Below are 23000 nucleotides of genomic sequence, written 5' to 3'. Positions count from 1 at the left end.
CCTGCCTGCATCTTATCATTGATATGAATCACAGCTTATGTCAAACCGAGAGGCTTAGATAAAGTCCAAGTAATGTTAGGAACAGGGTTGGTATCGTAAGAAGGATCCCTGTCTTAAAGTAGTACCCCCAGCTCACGTTAACGCCTTTTCGGGATAAAATATGGAGCCATATTAACGTAGCCAAAGAACCGATAGGGGTCATTTTGGGCCCCAAATCACAGCCTATGACGTTGGCGTAAATCAGCGCTGCCTTGATGGCTCCGCTGGCATGAGTCGTATCGATGGCCAGCGCGCCGATCATGACCGATGGTAGATTGTTCATGATCGAGGACAAGAAAGCCGAAAGAAAGCCCATTCCCATGGCGGCGGCAAACAAGCCGTGCGCGGCAAAGGAATCGACCCAATGGCCCAATAGGGAGGTGAGTCCCGCATTCTTTAGCCCATAGATAACCACATACATTCCAATAGAGAAAAGGACGATGGACCATGGCGCTTCCTTCATCATGCGGCTTGCGCTCATCACCTTGAACCGATGGCTTGTCCAAATAAGCAATCCGGCTATGAAGCAGGCGATAAGGCTCACCGGAATCCCCATAGCTTCACCGAATAAATAACCAAGAAAAAGCAGGCCTAACAAATACCAGGACAGCTTGAACATGGGCATGCTTTTAATGGCTTCCCGGGGCGGGTGTGCAAGGGAAGTATCGTAAACCGCCGGAATGTGTTTTCGGTAATAGAAATAAAGAACCGTGATGCTGGCTGATAAGGAAAAGAGATTGGGAAGCATCATCGTCAAGGCATACTCAGAGAAGGATATATGGAAGAAATCTGCAGATACGATATTAACGAGATTGCTGATGATAAGCGGAATCGAGGTGGAATCGGCAATAAAGCCGCTGGCCATGACAAAGGGCAGCACAGTAAGGCTGGGCAGCTTGAGGGCCCGCATTTGTGCCAGAACGATAGGCGTGAGAATTAAAGCGGCCCCATCGTTAGCGAAAAAGCAGGATACCAGCGCTCCAAGCAAAATGGTGAATAAGAACAGCCGAATACCGTTACCTCGGGATAATCGTACCATGTGCAGAGCGGACCATTCGAAGAAGCCCAGCTCGTCCAGAACTAATGATATGACAATTAATGCAACGAATGTAAGGGTAGCATTCCATACGATGTGTGTGACTGCTGCAACATCCGCCCATGAAACGACGCCTGCCAGCAAGGCAAGAACCGCCCCGCCGACGGCTGACCAGGCGATATTGAGCCCGCGCGGCTGCCAAATGATCAACGTGATAGTAAGAATAAATAAGAGAATGGCAACAACCGAACTCATAATTTCATTTAATCCTCCAGCCAAATAAACACAATGAATTCATTATAGCCTTATAAGTTTTGAGAAGTAAATGCAATAATTAGCAAAAACGATTTTTAAATAAGAAGATTGACAGGATCGTACGTTTTTAGACGTTTTTATGAGGGGAGCTTAGAGCGTATTCAATCCACAGGGGCAACCTCTCCTGCCTATTTATCAGAGTTCCTCCATGGCCAGGTTTCTTAAACGGGCTCAGACCGCCATTGGCGGTCTGAGAGGGGACAAAAATCAAGACTCGTCGACATATTCGTCCTGATCACTTCCCCAAATAAAGTCTTTGGTATAGTCGATGCCGGGGGCATCATCCTGTCCGGCGTTTAGACTCTCGTTGAGACTTTCGGAAGCGGGGGCCGTCTCTTCTGCCTCTTGAGTCGATTCGGGATTCAAATGGTTATCCATCGTACTCCTCCTTTCACGAGGGTATTTTTACCAACGTCCTGGATATTATTCACCAGCTGAATCGCACGCTTGGTTCCCGTAATTCGCTCGCTTCCGCTGGCGGGGCCAAAGGAAGAAAACGGCATGTATCATAGCAAACATCCCTAGAGCAATCGCTTCCTCGGCCAGAAGATAATAGGGATGCGGCCCCAGCCAATCCAACAAGGATGCTGTCGGCGGCTTGTGCATAAGGAACATATAATTGGATTGAAGCAGCTCGTTCAAGGCCCATACGATAGCTGCCAGCCCGTTCAGAACTATCATGGTTCGGCCGACAGCTCTCCAATCGGGCCTATAGCCGCGAATCCAGGTCATGTATAAAGCCGCCATAATAATGGCGCTGTGCACGATGAAAAAATGAAAAAAACGAAAATGAGGAAACGCATACCCTAGGCTAGGGGTAACAAGGGCCTGCAGCGCGCCTCCGATTCCGGCGAAAAACACGATCCCGTACAGCCGGCGGCCGCCGGTTAACAGGAGCAGGATGGATAGAAAAACCATAATGCTGCACAGCTCCAACGGAAGCGTCCTGCGAACATCCCACTGCCCCTGCTGCACGTACCAAAGGTTCAGCATCGTTTCCGGAACGGCCAATGCCAGCAGGATTCCCCAGCGAATTGCGGCTTGCAGCGCAGGGACGGCTTGGATACCTTGCCTGCTCCTATAAAGTAATGAACATGCAATGCCCAACAAAATGATGGCTGCCAGATGGGACGGGGAAAAAAGCAGGAATGGCTGGCTTGCGAATACATCCCAATATGGATTCATTATGTCTGCCCCCTCATGTAAAAACTTGGATTGTAATGTAGTGTAACGCGGTTACAGGGAAGTGCATAAGTACTAATTTCGACTAGTACCATGAAGTATAGGTTATAGGTTTTATCTATAAAATTGATTTCTTTTATATATTTCAAGTGATAAACAAAATACCGCATAATAGAGGAAGAGACAAAGAGAGGAGCGGATATTCATGAACGGAAGCGGGCAGCAGTGGAATGCATCCTTCTACGACAGCAAGATCGGTTTTGTATCACGTCTGGGCAGAGGGGTTATCGATTGGCTGGCGCCGGCACCCGGTGAACGAATTCTGGATCTGGGCTGCGGAACCGGCGATTTGGCGCATGAAATTACGAGTCTGGGGGCGGAATGCAAAGGAATTGATAGCTCTCGGGACATGATTGAGCAAGCCCGGAGCAAGTATCCGAAGCTTACCTTCGATACGGCCGACGGACACACGTTCCGGCTTCAGGAGAAGTTTGATGCGGTGTTCTCCAATGCGGCGCTGCATTGGATGAAGCGTCCGGAGCAGGTCATCGAATCGGTAGGCCTTGCATTACGGCAAGGAGGGAGATTCGTGGCTGAGTTCGGGGGCAGCGGGAACGTGGGGCGGATCCGCCACGCTATTGCCGAAGTGCTGGGTACGCTGGGTATCGATGCGGAAGAGCGGAATCCATGGTACTTTCCCACCATTGGTGAGTACAGCTTCTTGCTGGAGCAGCAGGGGTTTGAGGTCCGCTCTATGGAGCTCTTTGACCGCCCGACCGAGCTGCCTGACCGGGAATTAGGGATGGAGCATTGGCTTCGTACGTTTGCCGGCATGTTTTTCTCCGGTTTGATAGAGGACGAGAAGCAGGAGGCTTACAGGCAATGCTGCACCCTCCTTCGTGCCGAGTTGTTTAACGGTCAGTATTGGACGGCGGATTACCGCAGACTTCGGTTTGCGGCAGTGTTGAAATAATAGGGAACGGAAGGCCGGGGAGCCGCCTGTAACAGGGCGAAGGCACCCTGGCTTTTTTTGTGCTGCGGACTTGCAAAACCTTAAGCGGGATACCGGCTGGAAGCGCTTTAAATTTTGAAAGAAAATCGTATTCGCCGAGACAGAAATCTGATACAATCATCCTAGGAAAAATGGAAAGCGTTTAAGTCAGGCGCAACTTTTTTATGTTTTATACAGCAAGAAGGGAGCACGATGATTGAATGTCCGCCATATTTCGTTCCAAATGGCTGCGTTATGCAATATCCGGACTCATTATTTTTATGATGTTTGCCTCTTATCATATCAGGGTGGAGGGGGAATCGACGAATCCCCGTTTCGTGCTGATGCGGCTCGAAGATATCGGCCCCGGCGGGCAGTATGGATCGATAGAGCAGCTCGGCAAGCTGAGAGCGGTTATGGAGTATTTACGGGACCAGCATGTGGCGTACCACCTGGCCGTCATTCCGCGCTGGCTGGATTATCCCGCCGACGGATCCCGTTATGACGTCTCGTTGGACCAGACGGATAATCCCTACGTGGCCGCCTATCAGAAGCTGTTGAAGCAGGCCGTTCAAGACGGTGCCGTGCTCGGAATGCACGGTTATACGCATCAGGTTGGCAACGTGCGTCGCGACGACGGGCACCATGAATCCGGGATCGGCAACGAATTCGACGAGCCGGGAGAGAGCTCTACGATGTCGGCTGCGTTCGCGGAGCCCAGATTGAAAGCTGGCCTGGCTATACTCAACAAGGCGGGGCTTACGCCGGAATTCTGGGAATCGCCTCATTATCGCTCTACTCCCGAGCAGGATGAGCTGTTCCGCTCCTATTTCGGTTTGAATTACCAGGCGGATGTCCAGGTGAACCGCAATTCTCCCGCTGCCCAATATATGAATGTGCGTAATGACAAATATGGTGCGGCGAGCATGGGAGCGGCTTACGTTCCAACGCCGTTTGATTACATTGCTTATAACAAGGATGAAAAGGTGATTCTCGACCGGCTGGGCAAGACGAACAATATCAATTCGTTCTTCTACCATCCTTTTCTTGAATTTAAATATTTGACTCCGGTTACGGATGAGAATGGGCAGCCGGTGATGAGAGACGGTCTACCGGAATATAAATACCCGGATCAGGATAAAGGCGTGCTGCAAAAGCTGATCACCGGCATTCGTGCCAAACGCTACGTGTTTTACTCCATTCATGACTATGTGCCATTCACACCGTCGCAAAGTGTGAAATGGGCCGGAAACCAATCGGGAACCGGGCCCCAGGCTTCAGGAAAGCTTACCGAGCAGAAAAAACTCATGCTTGCCGACGTTACGGGGGACGGCCAGGCCGACCTCGTTGCATGGGATGTGAAGAACGGAGTGATCACCGTAGCTGCCGGCTCCTTCAAAGGGATGCGTAATGAGCCTCAAGGGCAGCCTGCCGAATGGGCTCGTGTCACTTATACGAACGGGGCGGCAGCAGCCGTAAGCAGCACTAATGCGGCCGAGAGCGCCTCCCTGTGGGTCGTTCAACCGGGCGGCAAGCTCCAGCGTTACGTGTCCGACGGACGGCAGTTTGTTCTCAAGAACAGCTGGACAACGGAAGCCCGCAGCTGGGCGAATCTGCAAGTCATTCAGCAGAAGGACGGCGATATAGTGCTTGCCGGGCTCTCCACGGACCGCAGGCAGGTTAACGGCCTATGCGTCAGCAAGGGCGAGGTGAAATCGTTAAAGCCTTACCCGCTGAAGAGCGAGTGGAAGAATGAGCTTCAGCAGCGGACGGAGATTAGCGGAGAAAAGGTATTGTTTCTCTCTCGCCCGAGTACCATCGGAGGCTTGGAGCTTTCGGCGGATAAGACGGCAGGGGAATGGAAGACTAACCGGGTTCAACTGAATGTTCCCGATGAATTCGGAGAAATCCGAATCGGTGATTTTAACGGAGACAGCCAGGAGGATGTGCTGCGCTGGAACCCGGAGACCTCCCGGTTCACCGTTTATTTGCGTAAAGGGGAGAACGAATATCAGCTGCTGTCAACCTTTGGTCCGTGGGGAAAGCCGGGAGCGAAGCTGATCATTCACGATTTTGACGGAAACGGGAAAAGCGATCTGGGGCTGCTGGACCGTCAGGATGGCTTTTTGGATACGGCCCTTTCCTTTGAAAGCCAATAAAATAGGATAACCTGGCACACCGCCGGGTTTTCTTTTGGTTTTTTCATTGACCAATCGAATAACATTCTTTATTCTTGAATCAATTAATGACGATCATTTGTTTGGTGGTGTGACAATTCGTGATGGATCAAACGATTTTCATCGTAGAGGATGACCCCGAGGTTCGGGAGCTGATGAGCACGTATCTGGAAGCGCATCAATTCCGCGTTGCCTGGACGGATCGAGGCGACGAAGCGATAAGGCTTGTTCGGGAGCTGCGGCCCGATCTTATTATTTTGGATATTGTGCTGCCGGGGAAAAACGGCTTTGAGGTCTGCAAGGAGGTTCGGGAAATCTCGCCGGCTCCGATTATTTTCGTCAGCTGCCAGACGGAGGAGCATTATAAAATCACCGGTTTGGGAATCGGCGGGGACGATTATATAACGAAGCCCTTCAGTCCGAATGAATTGATCGCCAGGGTCAAAGCCAATCTAAGACGGCCCCATCTGCAGAGCGAGAAGACAGGAGCATCCTCTAAGCTGAGATTCGGCGCCACAGAAATCGATACCGTCAGCAGGACGGTGAAGGTCCATGATGAAGAGATTCTGTTGTCCAAAAAAGAATATGAGCTGCTGAGCTATTTGGCGGGAAACCCCGGACGGACGATCACTCGCGAGGAGCTGTTCCGGGAAGTGTGGGGACAAGAAATCTTCAACGACACGAGAACGATCATCGTCCACATCAGCAATCTTCGCAAAAAAATTGAACGCGACCCCGCGAACCCTAGACATATTATTAATGTTCATGGCGTCGGTTATAAATTTATCTATACGTAACCTGCCTGGTGCGGATGAGGCCATCCGGCCAGGCTATTTTTTGCATTTTTGCGGGTCATCCGTATCGAGCCTCTTCTTACTTGGAGAGGCGTTGCTGCTTTCGAAAAAAGGATTGATTATTTTGGCCTATATCCCTATGATGAACTTGTAGATTTGTACAAAATTGTAGTTGTGGGAGGTTTTGATATGAAAGCGCTTTTAGTGGGAGTGGGGGGGTTCGGTTCCGGGTGGTACCGGAGACTTCGCAATCAGTACAGCGAGGTGGTACTGGCGGTCGCCGATAGCGATGAGAGCAAGCGAAGCCGATTTGAGGAGGACGGAGTGCCCTTTTACACTTCGATTGCGGAAGCTATTGACCAGGAAAAGCCGGATGTGCTGCTGAACGTTACGCCGAGGCATGTACATAAACATATCAATCAAATCGCCTTTGATCATAAGCTGCCGGTATTTAGTGAGAAGCCGATTGCGGATAATTACGCGGACGCCAAGGAAATGGTGGAGCGGGCCGAGAAGGAAGGCATCCCTTATATGATAGCGGAAAATTACCGGCGATTCCCGTTCATAAGAAAGCTGAAGCAGCTGCTTGAGGAGGGAAGCATCGGGACGATCTTGACCGTCGATGGGGAATTTTACCGCAGCACGGACAGACCTCTGCCGGATAAGCTGGATATATTGGAAGAGCTGGTCGTTCACCACTTCGATTTGGTGCGCTACTTGACGGGGCGTGAGGTAGGCAAAGTGTTCGCGACGTACCGGCACCAGCTTCATATCGTTATGGATATGCAGGCAGGCATCACTGCCACCTTCACCTGCTCGACGCGCTCCAAGGGCAAGACAACGGATTGGTCCGGCAATTGGCGTATAGAAGGCTCGGAGGGCTGTCTGGAGCTGATCGACAACCAGATTTATTTGACCAAGGATGGGGAGACGGCTCATTACGACGATTTCAGCGATGTGGACGCGCCGGGTGCCTTCAGTGAATTTTTGCAATCGCTGGAGGAGCAGCGAGAGGCGGAGACGAGCGCCAAGGACTACCTGCGAAATCAAGCGCTTGCTCATTATGCAAGGGAGTCCATTCAGCAGGGGCAAATGGTCGATACGTCTGCCAGCTGGGGCTACGGTCCGATGATCGTACGCAATTATTTGGAGGCGGAGTTCGGGGAACCGGGTGTCAGCCACCACGGCAAAGGGTTGACCTACGGCAAACGTTTGTTCTCCAAGGAGGATTTCGACACGCCGATCATGTTCATGGGGTATTGCGAAATTCCGCCAGGCTCCTCCATCGGGTACCATGGTCATCGGGAGGATGAGGAAGTGTTCATTATTCTGGAGGGTACCGGTATCATGACGGTGAACGGCGTGCAGCGGCAGGTCAAGGCAGGAGACATCGTGCTGAATAAGCCTTGGTGGAAGCATGGGCTGGAGAATAACAGCGATGAACCGCTTCGTGCGATCATTTTTGAAGTGATGAAAAAGGGTTGATCCTTAAAGCATCAGCAAAACAGGCTCGACCTCGCATTGCGGGAGATGGCCGCAACCTTCTACGCCCGGGTTCGAAGTCTTTCGGATTCGGGCATTCCTATCATCCGATATTTACATCTCGTTAATACGGGGATAATACTATCGGCCTATCATAGAGCGACAGCAGCTCCAGCCTAACGACAGGGGACATGATATGGGAATTGGGTATCGATGGATCATCGGCATTAACAAGAGCTTTAAGGTGAAGCTCATTTTGAGCTTGTCATTTATTATTTTGCTATCGTTCGGCATTACCGGTTATTTGACCTACGAGAATAATCTGAGACTTTTTGAAGAGGAGATCAGCAAGCAGTTTTCGCGAACGAACGATGAAGCGTTGAACAAGCTGGAGCTGAAGGTGCAGGAAATCAGCCGGATTTCGCAAACGATCGTGTTCAATCCGCAGATTGAGAAAATGATCATCCGCATCAACGAAAATGAATCAGTGGACCCTTACAATCTGTATTATGACAAAAAGCAGATCGAAGAGCAGATGTATCAGATCAAGTTCGATGCGCCCTATATTACAGGGATGTATTTATATGATCTGAACGGAAATCCTTCCTACTTCAGCTATACCAGCTCCTCCATTAACAAGTTCGACGCTTACGTGTTCCGGGTTATCCGTTCCAAAATCAACGATTCTTACGGAGATCTCGTATGGATGAGCATGCCGCTGCCGAGCACGGTCGAACCGAGCGGCTTCCGTCAGACGATCATCGTCGCCCGTTGGATGAAAAACAGCTTTTTGCATACCTACGGCATGCTCGTGATGGCTATAGACGAATCGTTCTTCTCCAGCTCCTTGAAGGAGCTGACCAAGGACGGCACAGGCGAAGTGTACTTATTCAATCAGACCCAGGATTTGCTGTACAGCAACGTTGAGCCCGAATCCGGCGATAAGCTGCGTATGCTCAAGCAGCTGGACGATACCCGGCTCATGGAGAACCATTTGTTCGTCGAGAGTGAATCCCAGACTGTATCGTTTAAGCTGGTGAGCGGAACCTCGTTGGCTGAAATTCGCAAAAAAAATCAGATTTTATCACAAAAAATCGTATTCTCCGGTTTAATCAGCATTATCCTTGCCAGCGTGCTGATCATTCTGTCTACGGGCCAGCTGCTGCGGCCGCTTAAGGATTTACTGCAAGGATTGCGCAAGGTGCGCTCCGGCGATTTCGATGTACGGATCGAAGTGCGGACGAAGGACGAGCTGGCTTATATCGGCGAAAGCTTCAATGCGATGGCAGAGCATGTGGGACATTTGATCAAGGAAGTCTACTTGACGCAGATCAGCGAGCGGGAGGCCGAGCTCAAGGCGCTGCAGGCCCAGTTAAACCCGCATTTCCTGCACAATATGTTTAACGAGATTTATTGGAAGCTGTATCTGCAAAATGAGAAGGAAACGGCGGGCCTTATCGCCGCCATATCGGAAATGCTGAAGTATTCGCTGATGCCTGTAAGGACGCCGACGACGGTCAAGGAAGAAATTCAGCAAATCCGCAACTATGTCAAGGTGCAGACGGAGCTGTTCGAAACCGATCTGGAAACGATGATTCAGGTAGAGGAAGAAGTGCTGAACTGCAGGATGATGCGTTCCTTGCTGCAGCCTTTGGTCGAGAACGTATTCCTGCATGCATTCCGCAAGAAAGTATCTCATAAAGTGCTGGTGATCAAAGCAAGGAAGCAAGAAGGGGCCTTGGAAATCGAAGTGATCGACAACGGCTGCGGGATGGATGCTATGGCTTTATCACAGCTGCTCGGCAGCCCCGGCGCTTCGCTGCCTCAGCGCAACGGCCGGGAAAGCTTGGGAGTACGAAGCGTAATTAGACGAATAGAGCTCGTATACGGCAAGCCTTACCGGCTGGAAATCATGAGCGTGCCGGAGAGCGGCACGACGATGCGATTGATTCTGCCGTTGGATATTGCAGAGAAGGGGGATATAATGCATGCTGAACGGTAAAGTACTGATTGTGGAGGATCAGCCTCATTTTCGTAAGGGGCTTGCGCGGATGGTAGAGGACGGCAAGCTCGGCTGGAGCGTAGCCGGGGAGGCCGGTAACGGCCAGGATGCGCTGGAGCTGCTGGACCATGTACAGCCGGATCTGGTGCTTACCGACATCCGAATGCCGATGATGGACGGGATTGAATTTGTAGGGAGGCTTCGGGAAAGATACCCGGATATGCTGGTCATTATTTTGACGGCTTACAAGCATTTCGAATACGCTCAAGCGGCCGTCCGCCATGGCGCGCTGGATTTCTTAATCAAGCCGTGCACGGAGGAGGATGTGAGGCAGGTGCTGGTCAAAGCGTCGGAGCGCTTCTACGAGCAGTATGCGCAGAAGCAGAGCCGGAAGCTTCAGCAAAGGCTGGAGCAGGACCAGACGCTTCGTGCAGCCCTGCTCGATTTGCCCTATACGCCGCAGGATGCCTCCCGCCTGCAGGAGCTGCTGGAAGGAACCGAGTTGTGGCAGCTGCAGCTGGATCAAGAGGATTTGGCGAAGAAGCAGTATGGCAAGAGCGATTTGAGTCTTATCCAATTCGCGCTTTCCAACATCGTCGAGGAGCTGCTTCGGGCGGAAGGACTTGAGGCCAGGCTTATCCTAATCGAACATGACCGGTTTGTTCTTGTTTCAAAGCGCCTAAGCCTCGGGAATTCGATTCGTCAATCGATAGAGGGCTCCGCTCTCCAATATTTGAATCTTCGTTTGCATTGGGTTTCGATGGGAGTAGCGCCCCAGGTCGGGCAATTGGCCGGCTTGTATGCAAAGATGAAAAGGGCCGATCACGCAAAGCCGGAGCTGTCGGCGGCTGCCGACGAAGCAGGAACCTCTGCATCGCTGTCCTTGAATCAAGCGCGCGTGAAGGAGATTGAGGTGCAGCTCATAAGCACCATCATGACAGGCCAGGCGGAGCAGCTTCAGCAGCTGCTGGACCTGATGCTCGGGGAGCTGCAATCCATGTCGGCTGATGAGATGAAGCTGTATGCCTTGTCGTTATCCATAGCCATGCACAATACCGTTCACAATCAATTTGAAACGGAGGAAGGCGCCGTAACAACCGGGATCCCCTATCATATGCCGCAGAGCGACTGGTCCTCAGGTGAGGTTATTCAGTGGGCTCGGGAGCAGGTACAAGGCTTCGTACTGCTCTTTAATAACTGGCAGGCCTCCAAAAGCGATAATTTGATTGAACGGGCGGTCAAATATATCGAAGAGCATTACAGCGAGGAATGCCGATTGACAGATGTGGCTTCCCATATTCATTTGAATCCAAGCTACTTTAGCGTTTTGTTCAAGAAATCGACGGGAGAGAGCTTCACCCGTTACGTTACCCGCGTTCGTATGGAAAAAGCAGCCCTGCTGCTTCGCAATACCGATATGAAAATATTTGAAATTGCCTGCGCGGTCGGCTTTGATGAGCCGAATTATTTTACCAACGTGTTCCGGCAGCAGTATCGGATGTCGCCGAAGGAGTACCGCAGGGTTCCCATTCCATGAACCGCAGGGGAGCTCCACTCTTTTACAGAGCTTTTACACACACCCAATGAATTTATAGATTCCTCTATAAATTTTTAAGGGTTCTTTTTTTTGTCCGCCTATAATGATCCATATAGACTATTTGAACATTCATAGGAGGCCAAGAAGCTAATGGGAGAACAAGTAAACGTCGCTATAATCGGCTGCGGGGGAATCGCGACAGGCAAGCATTTGCCGAGCCTGAAGAAGCTGGAGCAGGTGGCGGTCACCGCTTTTTATGATATTTCCATGGAGCGGGCGCAGGAAGCGGCCGGGACATTCGGCGCCCCGGGAGCAAAAGTGTATGAGGATTACAGAGAGCTGCTGGCCGATGCTTCGATAGATGTTGTTCATGTGTGTACCCCTAACGACTCTCATGCGGAAATATCGATTGCGGCTCTCGAAGCGGGCAAGCACGTCATGTGCGAGAAGCCGATGGCGAAGACGGCCACTGACGCCCGCCGTATGGTGGAGGTAGCAAAGCGCACCGGGAAAAAGCTCACGATCGGTTACAATAACCGGTTTCGTGCGGACAGCCTATATCTGAAGCAGCTGTGCGAGGATGGCGAGCTGGGTGACATTTATTTTGCCAAAGCCCATGCCATCCGCAGACGTGCGGTTCCGACATGGGGAGTGTTCCTGGACGAAGAGAAGCAGGGCGGAGGGCCGTTAATTGACATCGGTACGCATGCGCTCGATCTGACCTTATGGCTGATGAATAATTATGAACCGAGGGTGGTGTTGGGAACGGCTTATCATAAGCTGTCCCCCAGGGAGAATGCGGCCAACGCCTGGGGCCCATGGGATCCTGCCAAGTTCAAGGTCGAGGATTCCGCTTTCGGGATGATCGTTATGAAGAACGGAGCAACCATTATGCTCGAATCCAGCTGGGCGCTGAACGTATTGGATGTGAAGGAAGCGAAATGCACGCTTTGCGGTACGGAAGGCGGAGCGGACATGCAGGACGGACTGCGGATTAATGGTGAAAAGCACTCGCGTCTATATGTCAATCAGCTGCAGTTTGAAGCTAAGGGCGCGGACTTTTATGAGGGCAAGAAAGAGAGTATGCAGGATAAAGAAATCCGGCTATGGATCGACGCGGTCATTCATGATAAGCAGCCTTTGGTCACTCCGGAACAGGCGTGCGTCGTATCGGAAATACTCGAAGCGATCTATGAATCCAACCGGACAGGCCGGGCCGTCTATTTTGACGACAAGGAGAGCTGGATATGATCAAGATAGCCATGCTAAGCTTTTGGCACGTTCACGCCAAGGATTATGCGAAGCAAGCTTTAGAGCACCCGGATACGGATATTGTGGCCGTATGGGATGAAGATGCGGATCGGGGCAGGGAGCAGGCGGCCGAACGGGGCGTCATGTTCTACGACGATTTGGAGCAGCTTCTGGCACAGCCTCATATCGATGCGGTCATTGTCGACGCTCCGACGAGCATGCATCACGAGGTAATCACTGCCGCCGCCAGGGCAGGCAAGCATATTTTTACGGAGAAGGTCATCGCTCCTACGACGCAGGAATGTCTGGACGTGCTGGAGGCGGTGGAGGAAGCGGGAGTCAAGCTGACCGTATCTCTGCCCAGGCTGAATATTCCGTTTACTTTGGCGGTACAGAACATTTTGAATGAACGGCTGCTGGGGCAGCTCACGCTGGTGCGGGTGCGTCTGTCCCATAACGGGGCTTTGCCTTCGGGGAAGGCTCCGAACGGATGGCTTCCGCCGCATTTCTTCAGCCTGGAGCAGTGCTGCGGGGGCGCTTTGACCGATCTGGGCTGTCATCCGATGGTTCTAGCCAGGCTGTTCCTCGGCATGCCGGACAGCGTCAGCACAAGCTTCGGCCACATCACGGGCCGCGAGGTTGAGGACAATGCCGTCTCCGTACTTCGCTATGCAAGCGGGGCGATGGCAATTGTAGAAGCGGGCTTCGTCAATCCCTTCTCTCCGTTCGTCATTGAGGTGCACGGAACCGAAGGCAGTCTGCTGTTCTCCCGTCACGATGAACGGCTGCTGGTGAAGAGCGTGAAGCTGCAGCGGGAGGGGGTTCCGGATTGGCAGGAACAGGAGCTTCCCGCCGCCAGTCCGTCTGCCTTCGAGCAATGGGTATCGCATATTCAAAATAACACGGTCGCGGAGGAAAATATCCGGCTGGCGCTTGATTTGACCCGACTGATCGAAGCATCCAATCTCTCGGCGCGTTCTGGCACAGCTGTTCGATTAAGTGATATAGCCGAGCAGACAGGGGGAACAGAAAATGAACGATAAAGGAGCCTATTCGTTTTCCACGTGCTGGAACATCAAGCGGCATAAGACCGGGAAGGAAATGATCGAGGAGATCAAGGAGCTCGGGTTCCGGTACGTAGAGCTGAATTACAACGTGAACGATGATCTGCTGGCCACAATAGAGCCGATGATAGAGAACGGGGACATTCATGTATCCAGTGTACATAATGTATTTCCATTTATAGACGATAAGGATTACGATACTGATTCGGTCATGCTCGGCTTTGATGATGAATCCAAGCGCAAACGCTCCGTGGAGCTGTTAATCCGTTCCATGGAATATGCAGACCGGTACGGGGCGAAGGCGGTCGTGGTCCATCCGGGCGAAGTACCGTTCGATACTAATATCGACTCAGAGCTTAAGCGGCTGTATCGGGAGCGCGGCAAGGAATCTCCGGAATATGCGCGGCTGTGGGCGGAGATGTCCGAACGCCGGGAGCGGCTGAGTCCGGTCTACGCCAAGCGGATTCAGGACAGCCTGGAGGAGGCCTGCAGCTATGCAGCCCGCAAAGGCTGGAACGTGGCAATAGGCATCGAGACGCGGTCGCGCTGCTATCAGATGCCGACGCTGCTGGAGGCCAAGTCCATCTGTGATGGCTTGAAGGGCAGTCCGGTTTATCTATGGTATGACATCGGTCATGCGATGATGATGGACCGTATGGGCTTGTACGATAATTTGCGGCAGCTGGAGCTGGTGCTGCCTTACATCTATGGGGTACACATCCACGAGACGCTGGAGCTGTCCGATCATTGGTGTCCCTATGTTCACAGCAAGGATATGGACTACTTCGACCACTTCCTTGGAGCGGTTGATGCCGCCAAGGTGAAGGTGTATGAATTGAAGGCGGCGTGCCAGCCGGAGGATATTCACCGAAGTCATGCCCTCATCACCGGGAAAATTGCGGCTCGCAAAGAACGGCTGACATCCTAGGAACGGAGTGACGATAGTGAAACCGATAATGGAACGGTTAACGGCTATGAACGATGAATGGTCACAGGAGGCGCTGCTCCGTCAGGTTCATGACCCGCATTCCAAATATGCGGGAGGGATCCTTGACGATACCGGCACCGCGCAGGCGAACCATCTCGGCACCCCGGCCCTGATGGCCGTATGGGCAGCGGCGCTGGTGAATCCGGCATCGCGCTATTACCGCGATGAGGTCTTGCTTCGGGCGCTGGAGCAGGCAGCGCAGTTTATGCTGTCCCGTCAGCATGCAGACGGGACGATCTCCCTCGGCGCGACGAATTACCATTCGCCGCCGGATACCGGCTTCGTCATCGGCGGTGTTGTGCCGATGGTTCAGCTGCTGCAGGCCCATGAAGAGGGATGGCCAGAGCTTGGCGGTGTAATCTCCAAGCTGAAGCTGTTCCTCGGGCGCACGATCCCGGCGATGCTGACCGGCGGCTGTCATACGCCGAATCACCGGTGGGTGATTACAGCGGCGCTTGGCCTGCTGTATGAGCTGTTCGGACGACCGGAGCTGGCCGCAAGGGCCGACGAGTGGCTGAACGAAGGGATGGACATCACTGCAGACGGAGAGTGGACGGAGCGGAGCAACGGAATCTACAATGCGGTCAGCGATATCGCTTTGTACCATACCGCCCGTACATTGAACCGTCCCGAGTGGCTGGACGCCGTTCGCCGTAACCTTCGGATGATGGTATACCTGGTCCACCCGTCGGGCGAGGTCGTGACCGACTATTCAGGGCGTCAGGATTACGGGCAGCAAGCGGATCTAGCCAGCTATGCGCTCATTTACCGCTTGATGGCAGCGATGGACCGGGACCCGCTGTTCGCAGCGATGTCGGATTATGCTGCCTCGTTCATAAAGCAGCCCGGCGCCGTCAACAACAGCGCGCTGCTCGCTTATTTGCTGGTTCCTGAGCTGCAGCAGCTCCCAGGCATAGACCGGTCCGAGCTGCCGCAGGAATATAAGAAATTCATCAATGCCGGTCATCCGTTAGCAGCGCATTTGCGGCAGCTTGGCAGCGTGGGACATCATCAGCGCATTCAGCACAGCAGCATGCATCTGGCTTTCGGAGCGCCGATAGTCCGGATTCGCGAAGGGCTAACAAGCGTGACCTTGATGAGTCAATCGCCTTCGTTCTTTTCTCTGCGGCATGGAGACGTGAGGCTGCTTGGGGTCAAGCTGAGCACTTCCTTCTCTCCGGGTATTGTCAAATTCGATGATCTGGCAGAGAAGCAGGGGATGAATTCCTTCAAGCTCACGGCAAGACGAACCAAAGGCTATAACGGGCCGATTCCGGATCGTCTTCTCCCGGGAAGCCCGGCGGACCGGCTTCGGCTGAGCCCGTGGTACTTGCTGCCGCACCAGCATCGTCCTCTTACGCACGAGCAGACACTTAGGCTGTCTGCGGAGCTGACGCAGGGGGATGCCGGGTGGAAGCTTCGCCTTCGCTCGGAGGAGCTGGAGGATGTCTATACACAGCTAACGTTTATTTTCAGTGCGGAGGCCCATATCGCTGGGGAAGACCTGCACCAAGCGGGGCAGGGCAGCTTCTTTCTGAAGAGCGGGGCCGCCCGCATTGCGGAGGGGCAGGATGCATTAGAGATTGCAGGCGGGGCGTACGAGCATTGGCTGCCCGTACTGCGGGAGGACGAGCATCCCTCCGGATGCCAATATGTGCATTTGAATCTGATGACACCGTTTGACCGTACATTTACGATAACCTTCTCGTGAAGAAGGCAGTGGCTGGATTTCATTTACGGAGGTTTTGGAAGCGCTGCCTGACGGGCATGTAGCCTGTGAGGAGCTGATTGATTTTTTTCAAAGAGCTGTATGAGGGGGATGCGGCTTTGCAGTCTGGCAGCGGATCGAGATACGCCTTCCCGGCTTGACGGATACGGATCTTTACAGAAACATAACAACGATCCAATGAAATTATAGATTCGTCTAACATTTTTTAAGGGTTGCCGGCTGAAAGCCTTTTATAATGAATGTATAGAAATGAGCTAACCAAAGAAATGAGGAGTGATGCGGTCATGAGAGCAAATACCGGAGGCGCTCCCGGCTCCGTCGCGACAAGCGAAGCGCGCAGATCTCCCCTCCTGCAGCGAAGAAGAAGGCTGAAGCAGAATATCCCGCTTTGGATCATGCTGATCCCTGTCATCGCCTTTTATATCATCTTCAAATACATCCCGATGGGCGGACTTATGATCGCCTTCAAAAACTATAACTTTGCCGACGGCATTCTGCACAGCCCCTGGGTCGGCCTTAAGCATTTCAAGCTGTTGTTTTCCTCCGCCAATACGGTTCAAATCATATGGAATACCTTTTGGCTCAGCTTTTTAAATCTGGTGTTCGGCTTTCCTATCCCCATTGCCCTCGCGATTTTGCTGAATGAAGTCAGACAAATGTGGTTTAAGAAATGGGTCCAGACCATCGTCTACTTGCCTCACTTTTTCTCCTGGGTTATCGTGTCGGGGATTGTCCTGACGTTGTTCGCTACCGACTATGGTTCGGTCAATAAAATCCTTAAGCTGTTCGATATGGAACCGAAAACCTTCCTGTATGACTCGTTCTCCTGGATCTCGATCTTTGTCGGTTCGGGCGTATGGAAGGAGATGGGCTTCAGCACCATCATTTATTTGGCGGCGCTTACCACTATCGACCCCTCGCTGTATGAATCAGCCTGCATGGATGGGGCCACTAAATGGAGACAGATCTGGCATATCACGCTTCCCGGCATTCGCCATACGATCGTTCTGCTGCTTATTCTGGCTATGGGGAGGGTGATGGAGGTCGGCTTCGATCAGGTCTACAACCTGCAAAATTCGGCCGTAGCCGGTGTATCCGAGGTCATCAGCACCTACATATATAAAATCGGGCTACAACAGGCCCAGTTCAGCTTGACCACCGCCATGGGACTGTTCGAATCGGTCGTCAGCTTCACCTTGGTGCTTCTGGCCAACTGGATTGCCCGCAAATTCGATCAAGCGCTGTTCTAATTGAAAGGAAGGAGGGATCGCATGAAAGCGACAACCGGTGAAAAATGCTTCTACGCCCTCAATTATATGGCTCTGGCGGCCATTGCCTTAACCTGCTTGCTGCCGTTCCTCCATATTATCGCGGTCTCGTTCAGTGAAAGGGGGGCTGTCGAATCCGGACATGTCTTTTTGTGGCCGGTCGGTTTTCAGCTCACCGCTTATAAATTTTTCTTCATTGCTACTCCGGCTGTCAAGGCGTTCCTGAACAGCTTATGGATTACGATCGGAGGCGTCACCCTGAGCATGCTCTGCACCGTTCTGGCGGCCTATCCGCTCTCACGGCCTTATTTGTACGGGCGCAAATATATGGTCCTTGCGATGGTATTCACGATGCTGTTCTCAGGCGGGATGATTCCCACCTATCTGGTTGTCAAAAGCCTTTCGCTGATAGATTCTTATTGGTCCATCTGGCTTACCGGACTGATAAGTACCTATAACATGCTTCTGATGCGGAGCTACTTCGAGAACATTCCCCGCGAAGTGGAAGAGGCCGCCCAAATCGACGGCTGTAATGAAACGACGCTTCTCGTCCGCATCATTTTGCCTCTGTCGCTACCTATGCTGGCTACGCTGGCTCTGTTTTACGGTGTCAGCTACTGGAACGCGTTCATGAACGTGCTGATGTATATCAACAAAAGCGACATGCAAAATTTAACGGTCATTGTCCAGGCCATGCTGCAAAAAAACGATGTTTTGGCGGCCGCTTCCACGGATATCGTCGAACAGCAGCTGGTGATGAACGAAATGATCAAATCGGTAGGGGTCGTCGTCATGGTGGTTCCCATGCTGCTGGTGTATCCGTTCCTGCAAAAGTATTTTGTCAAAGGCGTTATGCTGGGGTCGGTCAAGGGTTAACCGCAAAAGAAAGGCTGTACTGCAAAGTTTCCGCATGCTTCTTACCAAGGCTCTCTAACAAATTCAAGGAGGAGAAAGGGTCATGAACCAAAAGAAACTATGGGTAGGGATGAGCTTGGCGGCTGTATTGGCTATGGGAGCCGCTCTCGCCGGATGTACCGACAAGAAGGAGACGCCTGCAGCGTCCGGCAAAACCGACGACAAGGCGCCTGCCAAACGGGGGGATATCACCGTTACGATGTATGACCGGGGAGCCGTTCCGGCATCGGAGGGCTCGTACGAGGAAAACCGCTGGACCAAATGGATTAACCAGAACGGGCCTGTCAATGTCAAGTACGTACCGGTGCTGCGCAGCGAGTCCACGAAGAAGCTGAACGTGCTGTTCGCTTCCGGCTCGGCACCCGATGTTATTAACGAATATAATACGCCATTCCGTCACGGAGTGTATGAACAAAAGCAGCTTCTTCCGCTGGATGATTACTTGAAATTCATGCCGGAATACCAGAAGCTCCTGACTCAGTTCCCTCAACTGAAAAAAGCCGGTACCAAGCCGGACGGCAAGCTTTACGAAATCGGCAAGCTGAAGGAGGCTTCACCACTGCATGTGTTCTTCATCCGTACCGACTGGTTGAAAAAGCTGAACCTGCCTATGCCGACGACAGCCGAAGAGATGATGACCGTGGCCAAGGCGTTCGCCGATCAGGACCCGGACGGCAATGGCAAGAAGGATACCTACGGCATGAACATCAGCACCTACTCGGAGACGGCTCTTAATGAAATGTTCGGCGATTCCATGTCCAAGAGCCAGATTTCTTGGGGGATCAAGGACGGGAAGGTCGTTCGTTTATGGGAAAATGAGCTGGCTTCACTTTCCTTCAAAAAGCGTCTCTACGATGACGGCATCATCGACAAGGACTACATCAACGATAAGGACGGAGCAAAGGCGAAGCAGGACTTCCTGAACGGCAAGATCGGTATCTATATTAATTCCAGCGTAAGCTGGTTTGACTTTGCGATCAATGATCTGGCTACGCTGAAGAAAAATGCCCCTGGAGCGGAAGTTGCGCCTCTGCCTTATCCGAAGTCGCAGTTCGGCCAATTCACCGGGGCGATCGATAATCCGGTCCAAATGACGACGGTTGTCAATGCCAAGGCAAAGGACCCTGAAGCGGTAATGCGCTATCTCGACTTTATGATGAAGCCGGAAACCGGCATCAAGATTACGTTCGGAGACGAGAATGTTCATTGGAAAAAAGGCGCGAACGGTTGTCCGCAAATTATCGACCCGGCCAAATCCAAAAATGAGGTCGGCTATGCCGGCGACTATGAAATGTTCCTGACCCGGGCGACGGACAAATGCAGCTTCGTGGTGAACCAGTTCAACCCGGATGTGCCGGAGCAGAAGGCGGGACTTGAGCTGTATAAGGAAGCTCAAAAAACATATCTGGACCCGTCAAGACAATATCCGGGGATTACAATCGGCGAACATATGCCTCCGTTCCCGAATGATCTCAATGTGATTCATACGAGCCTGTTGAAGGACATGACGGATATTTATGTAAAGGCGATCATCAGCGGAAGCAAGTATTCGCCGGAGCAGGCCATCAAGGATGCGCAATCGGCGTGGGATAAAGCGGGCGGCAAGCAGCTCGAGGATTATATGAACAAATGGTATTCGGAGAACAAGGATAAAGCGTTCCTGGCCAAGGACGTCTGGGATATCGTCAAGCAGCAGAAGGACCAGTTTAAGTAAATCATGCCATAGTAAAGATGCATCAAGAGGAGCTTATTGCCATATGTAGTAAGCTCCTCTTTCCTGTTTGAGCATAATTCCATTCATACCCCATAGGTATGAAACAGCCTCTGGAGGAGGTGATCCTGAACCTGCGAATATGCTGAAGGAAGCAAGCTTGTCCGGTAATTTGATCATGGTTGATTGAAGCAAAGCAAGCGGTACATTCCAATCTCAGGAAAGGAAGTTGTGATGGATGAACAGGTTGAAGAAAGGCTGCTGCGCTCTCGTAATGATGCTGTCTATCGGTTCTTTATTCGGGGGTGCTGCCTCGGCGGAAGCTGCTGCCCCTAAGTCGTTTTCGGTGCTGTCCCTAAATGTGGCCGGGCTGCCCGATGTGGTATCAAGCGGAAGTCCGGCCGCTAATACGCAAAAAATCAGCCCTTTGCTTAACGACTACGATATCGTCGTAGTCCAGGAGGATTTCAACTACCATAATGATCTCATCAAATACGTGACCCTTCCGTATACTTCTACCACGAGCGGACCAGCCGGAATAGGAAGCGGGCTCAACCGAATGTCCAGGTATCCTTTTACCGATTTTATCCGAACCAAATGGAACAAGTCCTACGGCATCTTCGATAACGGAAGCGATCAATTGACGCCCAAGGGCTTCGATGTGGCAAGACATCAGCTGGAGCCGGGAGTCAATATAGATGTGTACACACTTCATGCCGATGCAGGGACAGACAACGGTTCGATGGATGCACGCCGGGATAATATCCGCCAGCTCAAGGATTACATCAAAACGTACTCGGACGGGAATGCCGTCATTGTTATGGGGGATACGAACTGCCGGTATACCCGCAGCGGGGATGTGATGGAGGAGCTGCTGGATGAGAACCATCTGAAGGATGCCTGGATCGAGCTGGTGCGTAACGGCAGCATTCCTCCCGACGGGGATGCGCTTATGGATTCGAGCCAGCTTAACGGACCGAACTACGAAGTCGTCGATAAAATATTGTATCGCGGAAGCAGCATCGTTCAATTGCAGGCGACCTCCTATAAGCTGGAGGATACTAAATTTACGGACAGCAGCGGCAACCAGCTCTCAGATCATTATCCCGTCTCCGCTGTCTTCCAGTACACGAAAGCTTCCAATGTGTCCGTGAGCAGCCCTTTCGGAGGATCAGGGGGTAATTTCTTCAATCAATTGGATCATCTTCCTGCCCAATCCAAAATAACCAAGGTAGAGCTCAGCTCAGGGAACCGTGTGGACGGCTTCCGGTTAACGTTCGGCAATGGTACGGTGTTGACGGCAGGTGGTGCGAGCACGAACGGATATCAGGCATTGCAGCTGGCTAATGACGAGTATATAAAGGAGATTACGGCGCATAAGGGACAGCGGAACGGCGATGACCGAATCTTTTACCTGGAATTCAAGACGAACAAGGGGAATGTTCTGTCCGGAGGCACCAAGACGTCTTCAGCTGCAACCTTCAAGGCTCCGGACGGTTCGTATATTGCCGGCTTCTTCGGCAAGGCAGAGGCGGAGCTGGATCGAATAGGAGTCATTTATAAGCAGCTTGCGCCATAATGAAGGGGCCAAGGTGCTAAATAAGCGGTGCATCCGTTAACAGAAGCCCGGTTGGACAATCGTTGTAAATCACTATTTCCAATCGCGTAATAAGGATAGGATAAACCTCCAAGCCATTTGGAGGTTTATTTATGCGTTAAGCCAATAAAACGCGGATGCCCTGACCTCCATAATTTGCTATAATTATAGGAATTGAACGATTGTCAATTATCGATCATGATCTTTGTATTGGAAATGAGCAGGGGGTTACTATGAACAATATTCAACGTATTTGCGTTTTCTCCGGTTCTAATCCCGGGAACCATACCGATTACGAGGCTGCTGCACTGCGCTTGGGAGAGGTGCTGGCCGCCCGCGGCATCGACCTGGTCTACGGCGGAGCGAGCGTCGGGCTGATGGGCCGTGTTGCGGATAAAGTGCTTTCCATGGGAAGAAAAGCGATTGGCGTTATGCCAACAGGCCTCTTTCGCGGGGAAATCGCCCACACCGGCTTGACCGAGTTCCACGAAGTAGGTTCCATGCACGAGCGGAAGAAGCTGATGGCTGACTTATCCGATGCGTTCATCAGCATGCCGGGAGGCCTCGGAACTTATGAGGAGCTGTTCGAAGCCGCATGCTGGTCGCAAATCGGAATTCATCAGAAGCCGATTGGGCTATTGAATGTAAGAGGCTTCTATGATCCTCTCATCGCCATGCTGGAGCATACCATAAGAGAGGGCTTTATGCGCGAGGAAAATCTCGGACTGCTCGTGGTTGAGTCCGATCCTGAGCTCTTGGTGGAGCGTCTTCTTCATTATGTTCCTGTGAAGCAGGGACAGAAATGGGTGGAATTAACATCCGAATGTTGTGCCGTGGATAGAGAGCTATAAACACCAAAGGACCCATAACCCGCCGGTTGGCGAGAGGGTCCTTTTAGTTATTACCGCTAACTTAAGATTAT

Annotated in this window: 18 protein-coding genes; 15 read left to right on the top strand and 3 right to left on the bottom strand. The window is 52.1% G+C overall.

Annotated features, from left to right (window positions below):
• Positions 1 to 40: 40 nt before the first annotated feature.
• The 3 genes from GGC63_RS04370 to GGC63_RS04360 all read right to left on the bottom strand — a co-directional run bounded on the left by GGC63_RS04370 (position 41) and on the right by GGC63_RS04360 (position 2575).
• The gene (locus GGC63_RS04370; protein ID WP_318780985.1) at positions 41 to 1333 is read right to left on the bottom strand and encodes an arsenic transporter; all 1293 of its coding nucleotides are present in this window, start codon (positions 1331 to 1333) and stop codon (positions 41 to 43) included.
• Between the two features lie 264 nt (positions 1334 to 1597).
• Positions 1598 to 1768 carry a hypothetical protein gene (locus GGC63_RS04365; RefSeq protein ID WP_179135820.1) on the bottom strand — a complete coding sequence of 57 codons (171 nt, stop codon included), beginning with the start codon at positions 1766 to 1768 and terminating at the stop codon, positions 1598 to 1600.
• A gap of 45 nt (positions 1769 to 1813) precedes the next feature.
• Positions 1814 to 2575: a TIGR02206 family membrane protein gene (locus tag GGC63_RS04360; protein ID WP_192701221.1), complete on the bottom strand. Its 762-nt coding sequence runs from the start codon at positions 2573 to 2575 to the stop codon at positions 1814 to 1816.
• A gap of 202 nt (positions 2576 to 2777) precedes the next feature.
• On the opposite strand from GGC63_RS04360, the gene GGC63_RS04355 reads away from it, so the two are divergent.
• From GGC63_RS04355 to GGC63_RS04285, 15 genes are all read left to right on the top strand, one after another.
• Positions 2778 to 3545 (top strand): methyltransferase domain-containing protein, encoded by a 768-nt coding sequence (locus GGC63_RS04355; RefSeq protein ID WP_192701220.1) that lies wholly within the window; start codon positions 2778 to 2780, stop codon positions 3543 to 3545.
• Positions 3546 to 3784: 239 nt separating this feature from the next.
• Entirely contained in the window at positions 3785 to 5722 is a 1938-nt protein-coding gene (locus GGC63_RS04350) for a DUF2334 domain-containing protein (protein ID WP_192701219.1), read from the top strand.
• Between the two features lie 122 nt (positions 5723 to 5844).
• Positions 5845 to 6537 carry a response regulator transcription factor gene (locus GGC63_RS04345; protein ID WP_225947968.1) on the top strand — a complete coding sequence of 231 codons (693 nt, stop codon included), beginning with the start codon at positions 5845 to 5847 and terminating at the stop codon, positions 6535 to 6537.
• A 186-nt stretch (positions 6538 to 6723) separates the two neighbouring features.
• The gene (locus tag GGC63_RS04340; RefSeq protein ID WP_192701217.1) at positions 6724 to 8019 is read left to right on the top strand and encodes a Gfo/Idh/MocA family oxidoreductase; all 1296 of its coding nucleotides are present in this window, start codon (positions 6724 to 6726) and stop codon (positions 8017 to 8019) included.
• A 193-nt stretch (positions 8020 to 8212) separates the two neighbouring features.
• Complete coding sequence (locus GGC63_RS04335; RefSeq protein WP_192701216.1) at positions 8213 to 10018, top strand: sensor histidine kinase; 1806 nt, start codon at positions 8213 to 8215, stop codon at positions 10016 to 10018.
• The gene (locus tag GGC63_RS04330; protein WP_192701215.1) at positions 10005 to 11555 is read left to right on the top strand and encodes a response regulator transcription factor; all 1551 of its coding nucleotides are present in this window, start codon (positions 10005 to 10007) and stop codon (positions 11553 to 11555) included. The genes GGC63_RS04335 and GGC63_RS04330 overlap by 14 nt, the downstream gene beginning before the upstream one ends.
• A 150-nt stretch (positions 11556 to 11705) precedes the next feature.
• Positions 11706 to 12806: a Gfo/Idh/MocA family protein gene (locus GGC63_RS04325; protein WP_192701214.1), complete on the top strand. Its 1101-nt coding sequence runs from the start codon at positions 11706 to 11708 to the stop codon at positions 12804 to 12806.
• On the top strand, positions 12803 to 13849 hold the full coding sequence (locus tag GGC63_RS04320) for a Gfo/Idh/MocA family protein (RefSeq protein ID WP_192701213.1): 1047 nt from the start codon (positions 12803 to 12805) through the stop codon (positions 13847 to 13849). The genes GGC63_RS04325 and GGC63_RS04320 overlap by 4 nt, the downstream gene beginning before the upstream one ends.
• The gene (locus GGC63_RS04315; protein ID WP_192701212.1) at positions 13839 to 14798 is read left to right on the top strand and encodes a sugar phosphate isomerase/epimerase family protein; all 960 of its coding nucleotides are present in this window, start codon (positions 13839 to 13841) and stop codon (positions 14796 to 14798) included. Before GGC63_RS04320 ends, GGC63_RS04315 begins: the two co-directional genes overlap by 11 nt.
• Positions 14799 to 14814: 16 nt before the next feature.
• A complete protein-coding gene (locus GGC63_RS04310; RefSeq protein ID WP_318780977.1) occupies positions 14815 to 16569 on the top strand; it encodes a hypothetical protein in 1755 nt (584 codons plus the stop codon).
• 302 nt (positions 16570 to 16871) lie between these two features.
• The gene (locus tag GGC63_RS04305; RefSeq protein ID WP_079908226.1) at positions 16872 to 17837 is read left to right on the top strand and encodes an ABC transporter permease subunit; all 966 of its coding nucleotides are present in this window, start codon (positions 16872 to 16874) and stop codon (positions 17835 to 17837) included.
• 21 nt (positions 17838 to 17858) lie between these two features.
• The gene (locus GGC63_RS04300; protein WP_079908227.1) at positions 17859 to 18731 is read left to right on the top strand and encodes a carbohydrate ABC transporter permease; all 873 of its coding nucleotides are present in this window, start codon (positions 17859 to 17861) and stop codon (positions 18729 to 18731) included.
• Positions 18732 to 18813: 82 nt separating this feature from the next.
• Positions 18814 to 20484 (top strand): extracellular solute-binding protein, encoded by a 1671-nt coding sequence (locus tag GGC63_RS04295; protein ID WP_079908228.1) that lies wholly within the window; start codon positions 18814 to 18816, stop codon positions 20482 to 20484.
• A gap of 235 nt (positions 20485 to 20719) precedes the next feature.
• Positions 20720 to 22060, top strand: a complete 1341-nt coding sequence (locus GGC63_RS04290; protein ID WP_225947894.1) for a jacalin-like lectin — start codon at positions 20720 to 20722, stop codon at positions 22058 to 22060.
• 260 nt (positions 22061 to 22320) lie between these two features.
• Positions 22321 to 22929, top strand: a complete 609-nt coding sequence (locus GGC63_RS04285) for a TIGR00730 family Rossman fold protein (RefSeq protein ID WP_192701428.1) — start codon at positions 22321 to 22323, stop codon at positions 22927 to 22929.
• The last annotated feature ends 71 nt before the right edge of the window (positions 22930 to 23000 follow it).

This window comes from Paenibacillus sp. OAS669 (genome assembly GCF_014873645.1).
GTDB lineage: Bacteria > Bacillota > Bacilli > Paenibacillales > NBRC-103111 > Paenibacillus_S > Paenibacillus_S vulneris.
Note: the sequence above shows the minus strand (reverse complement) of the source record. Positions and strands in the feature narration are given on the sequence as shown.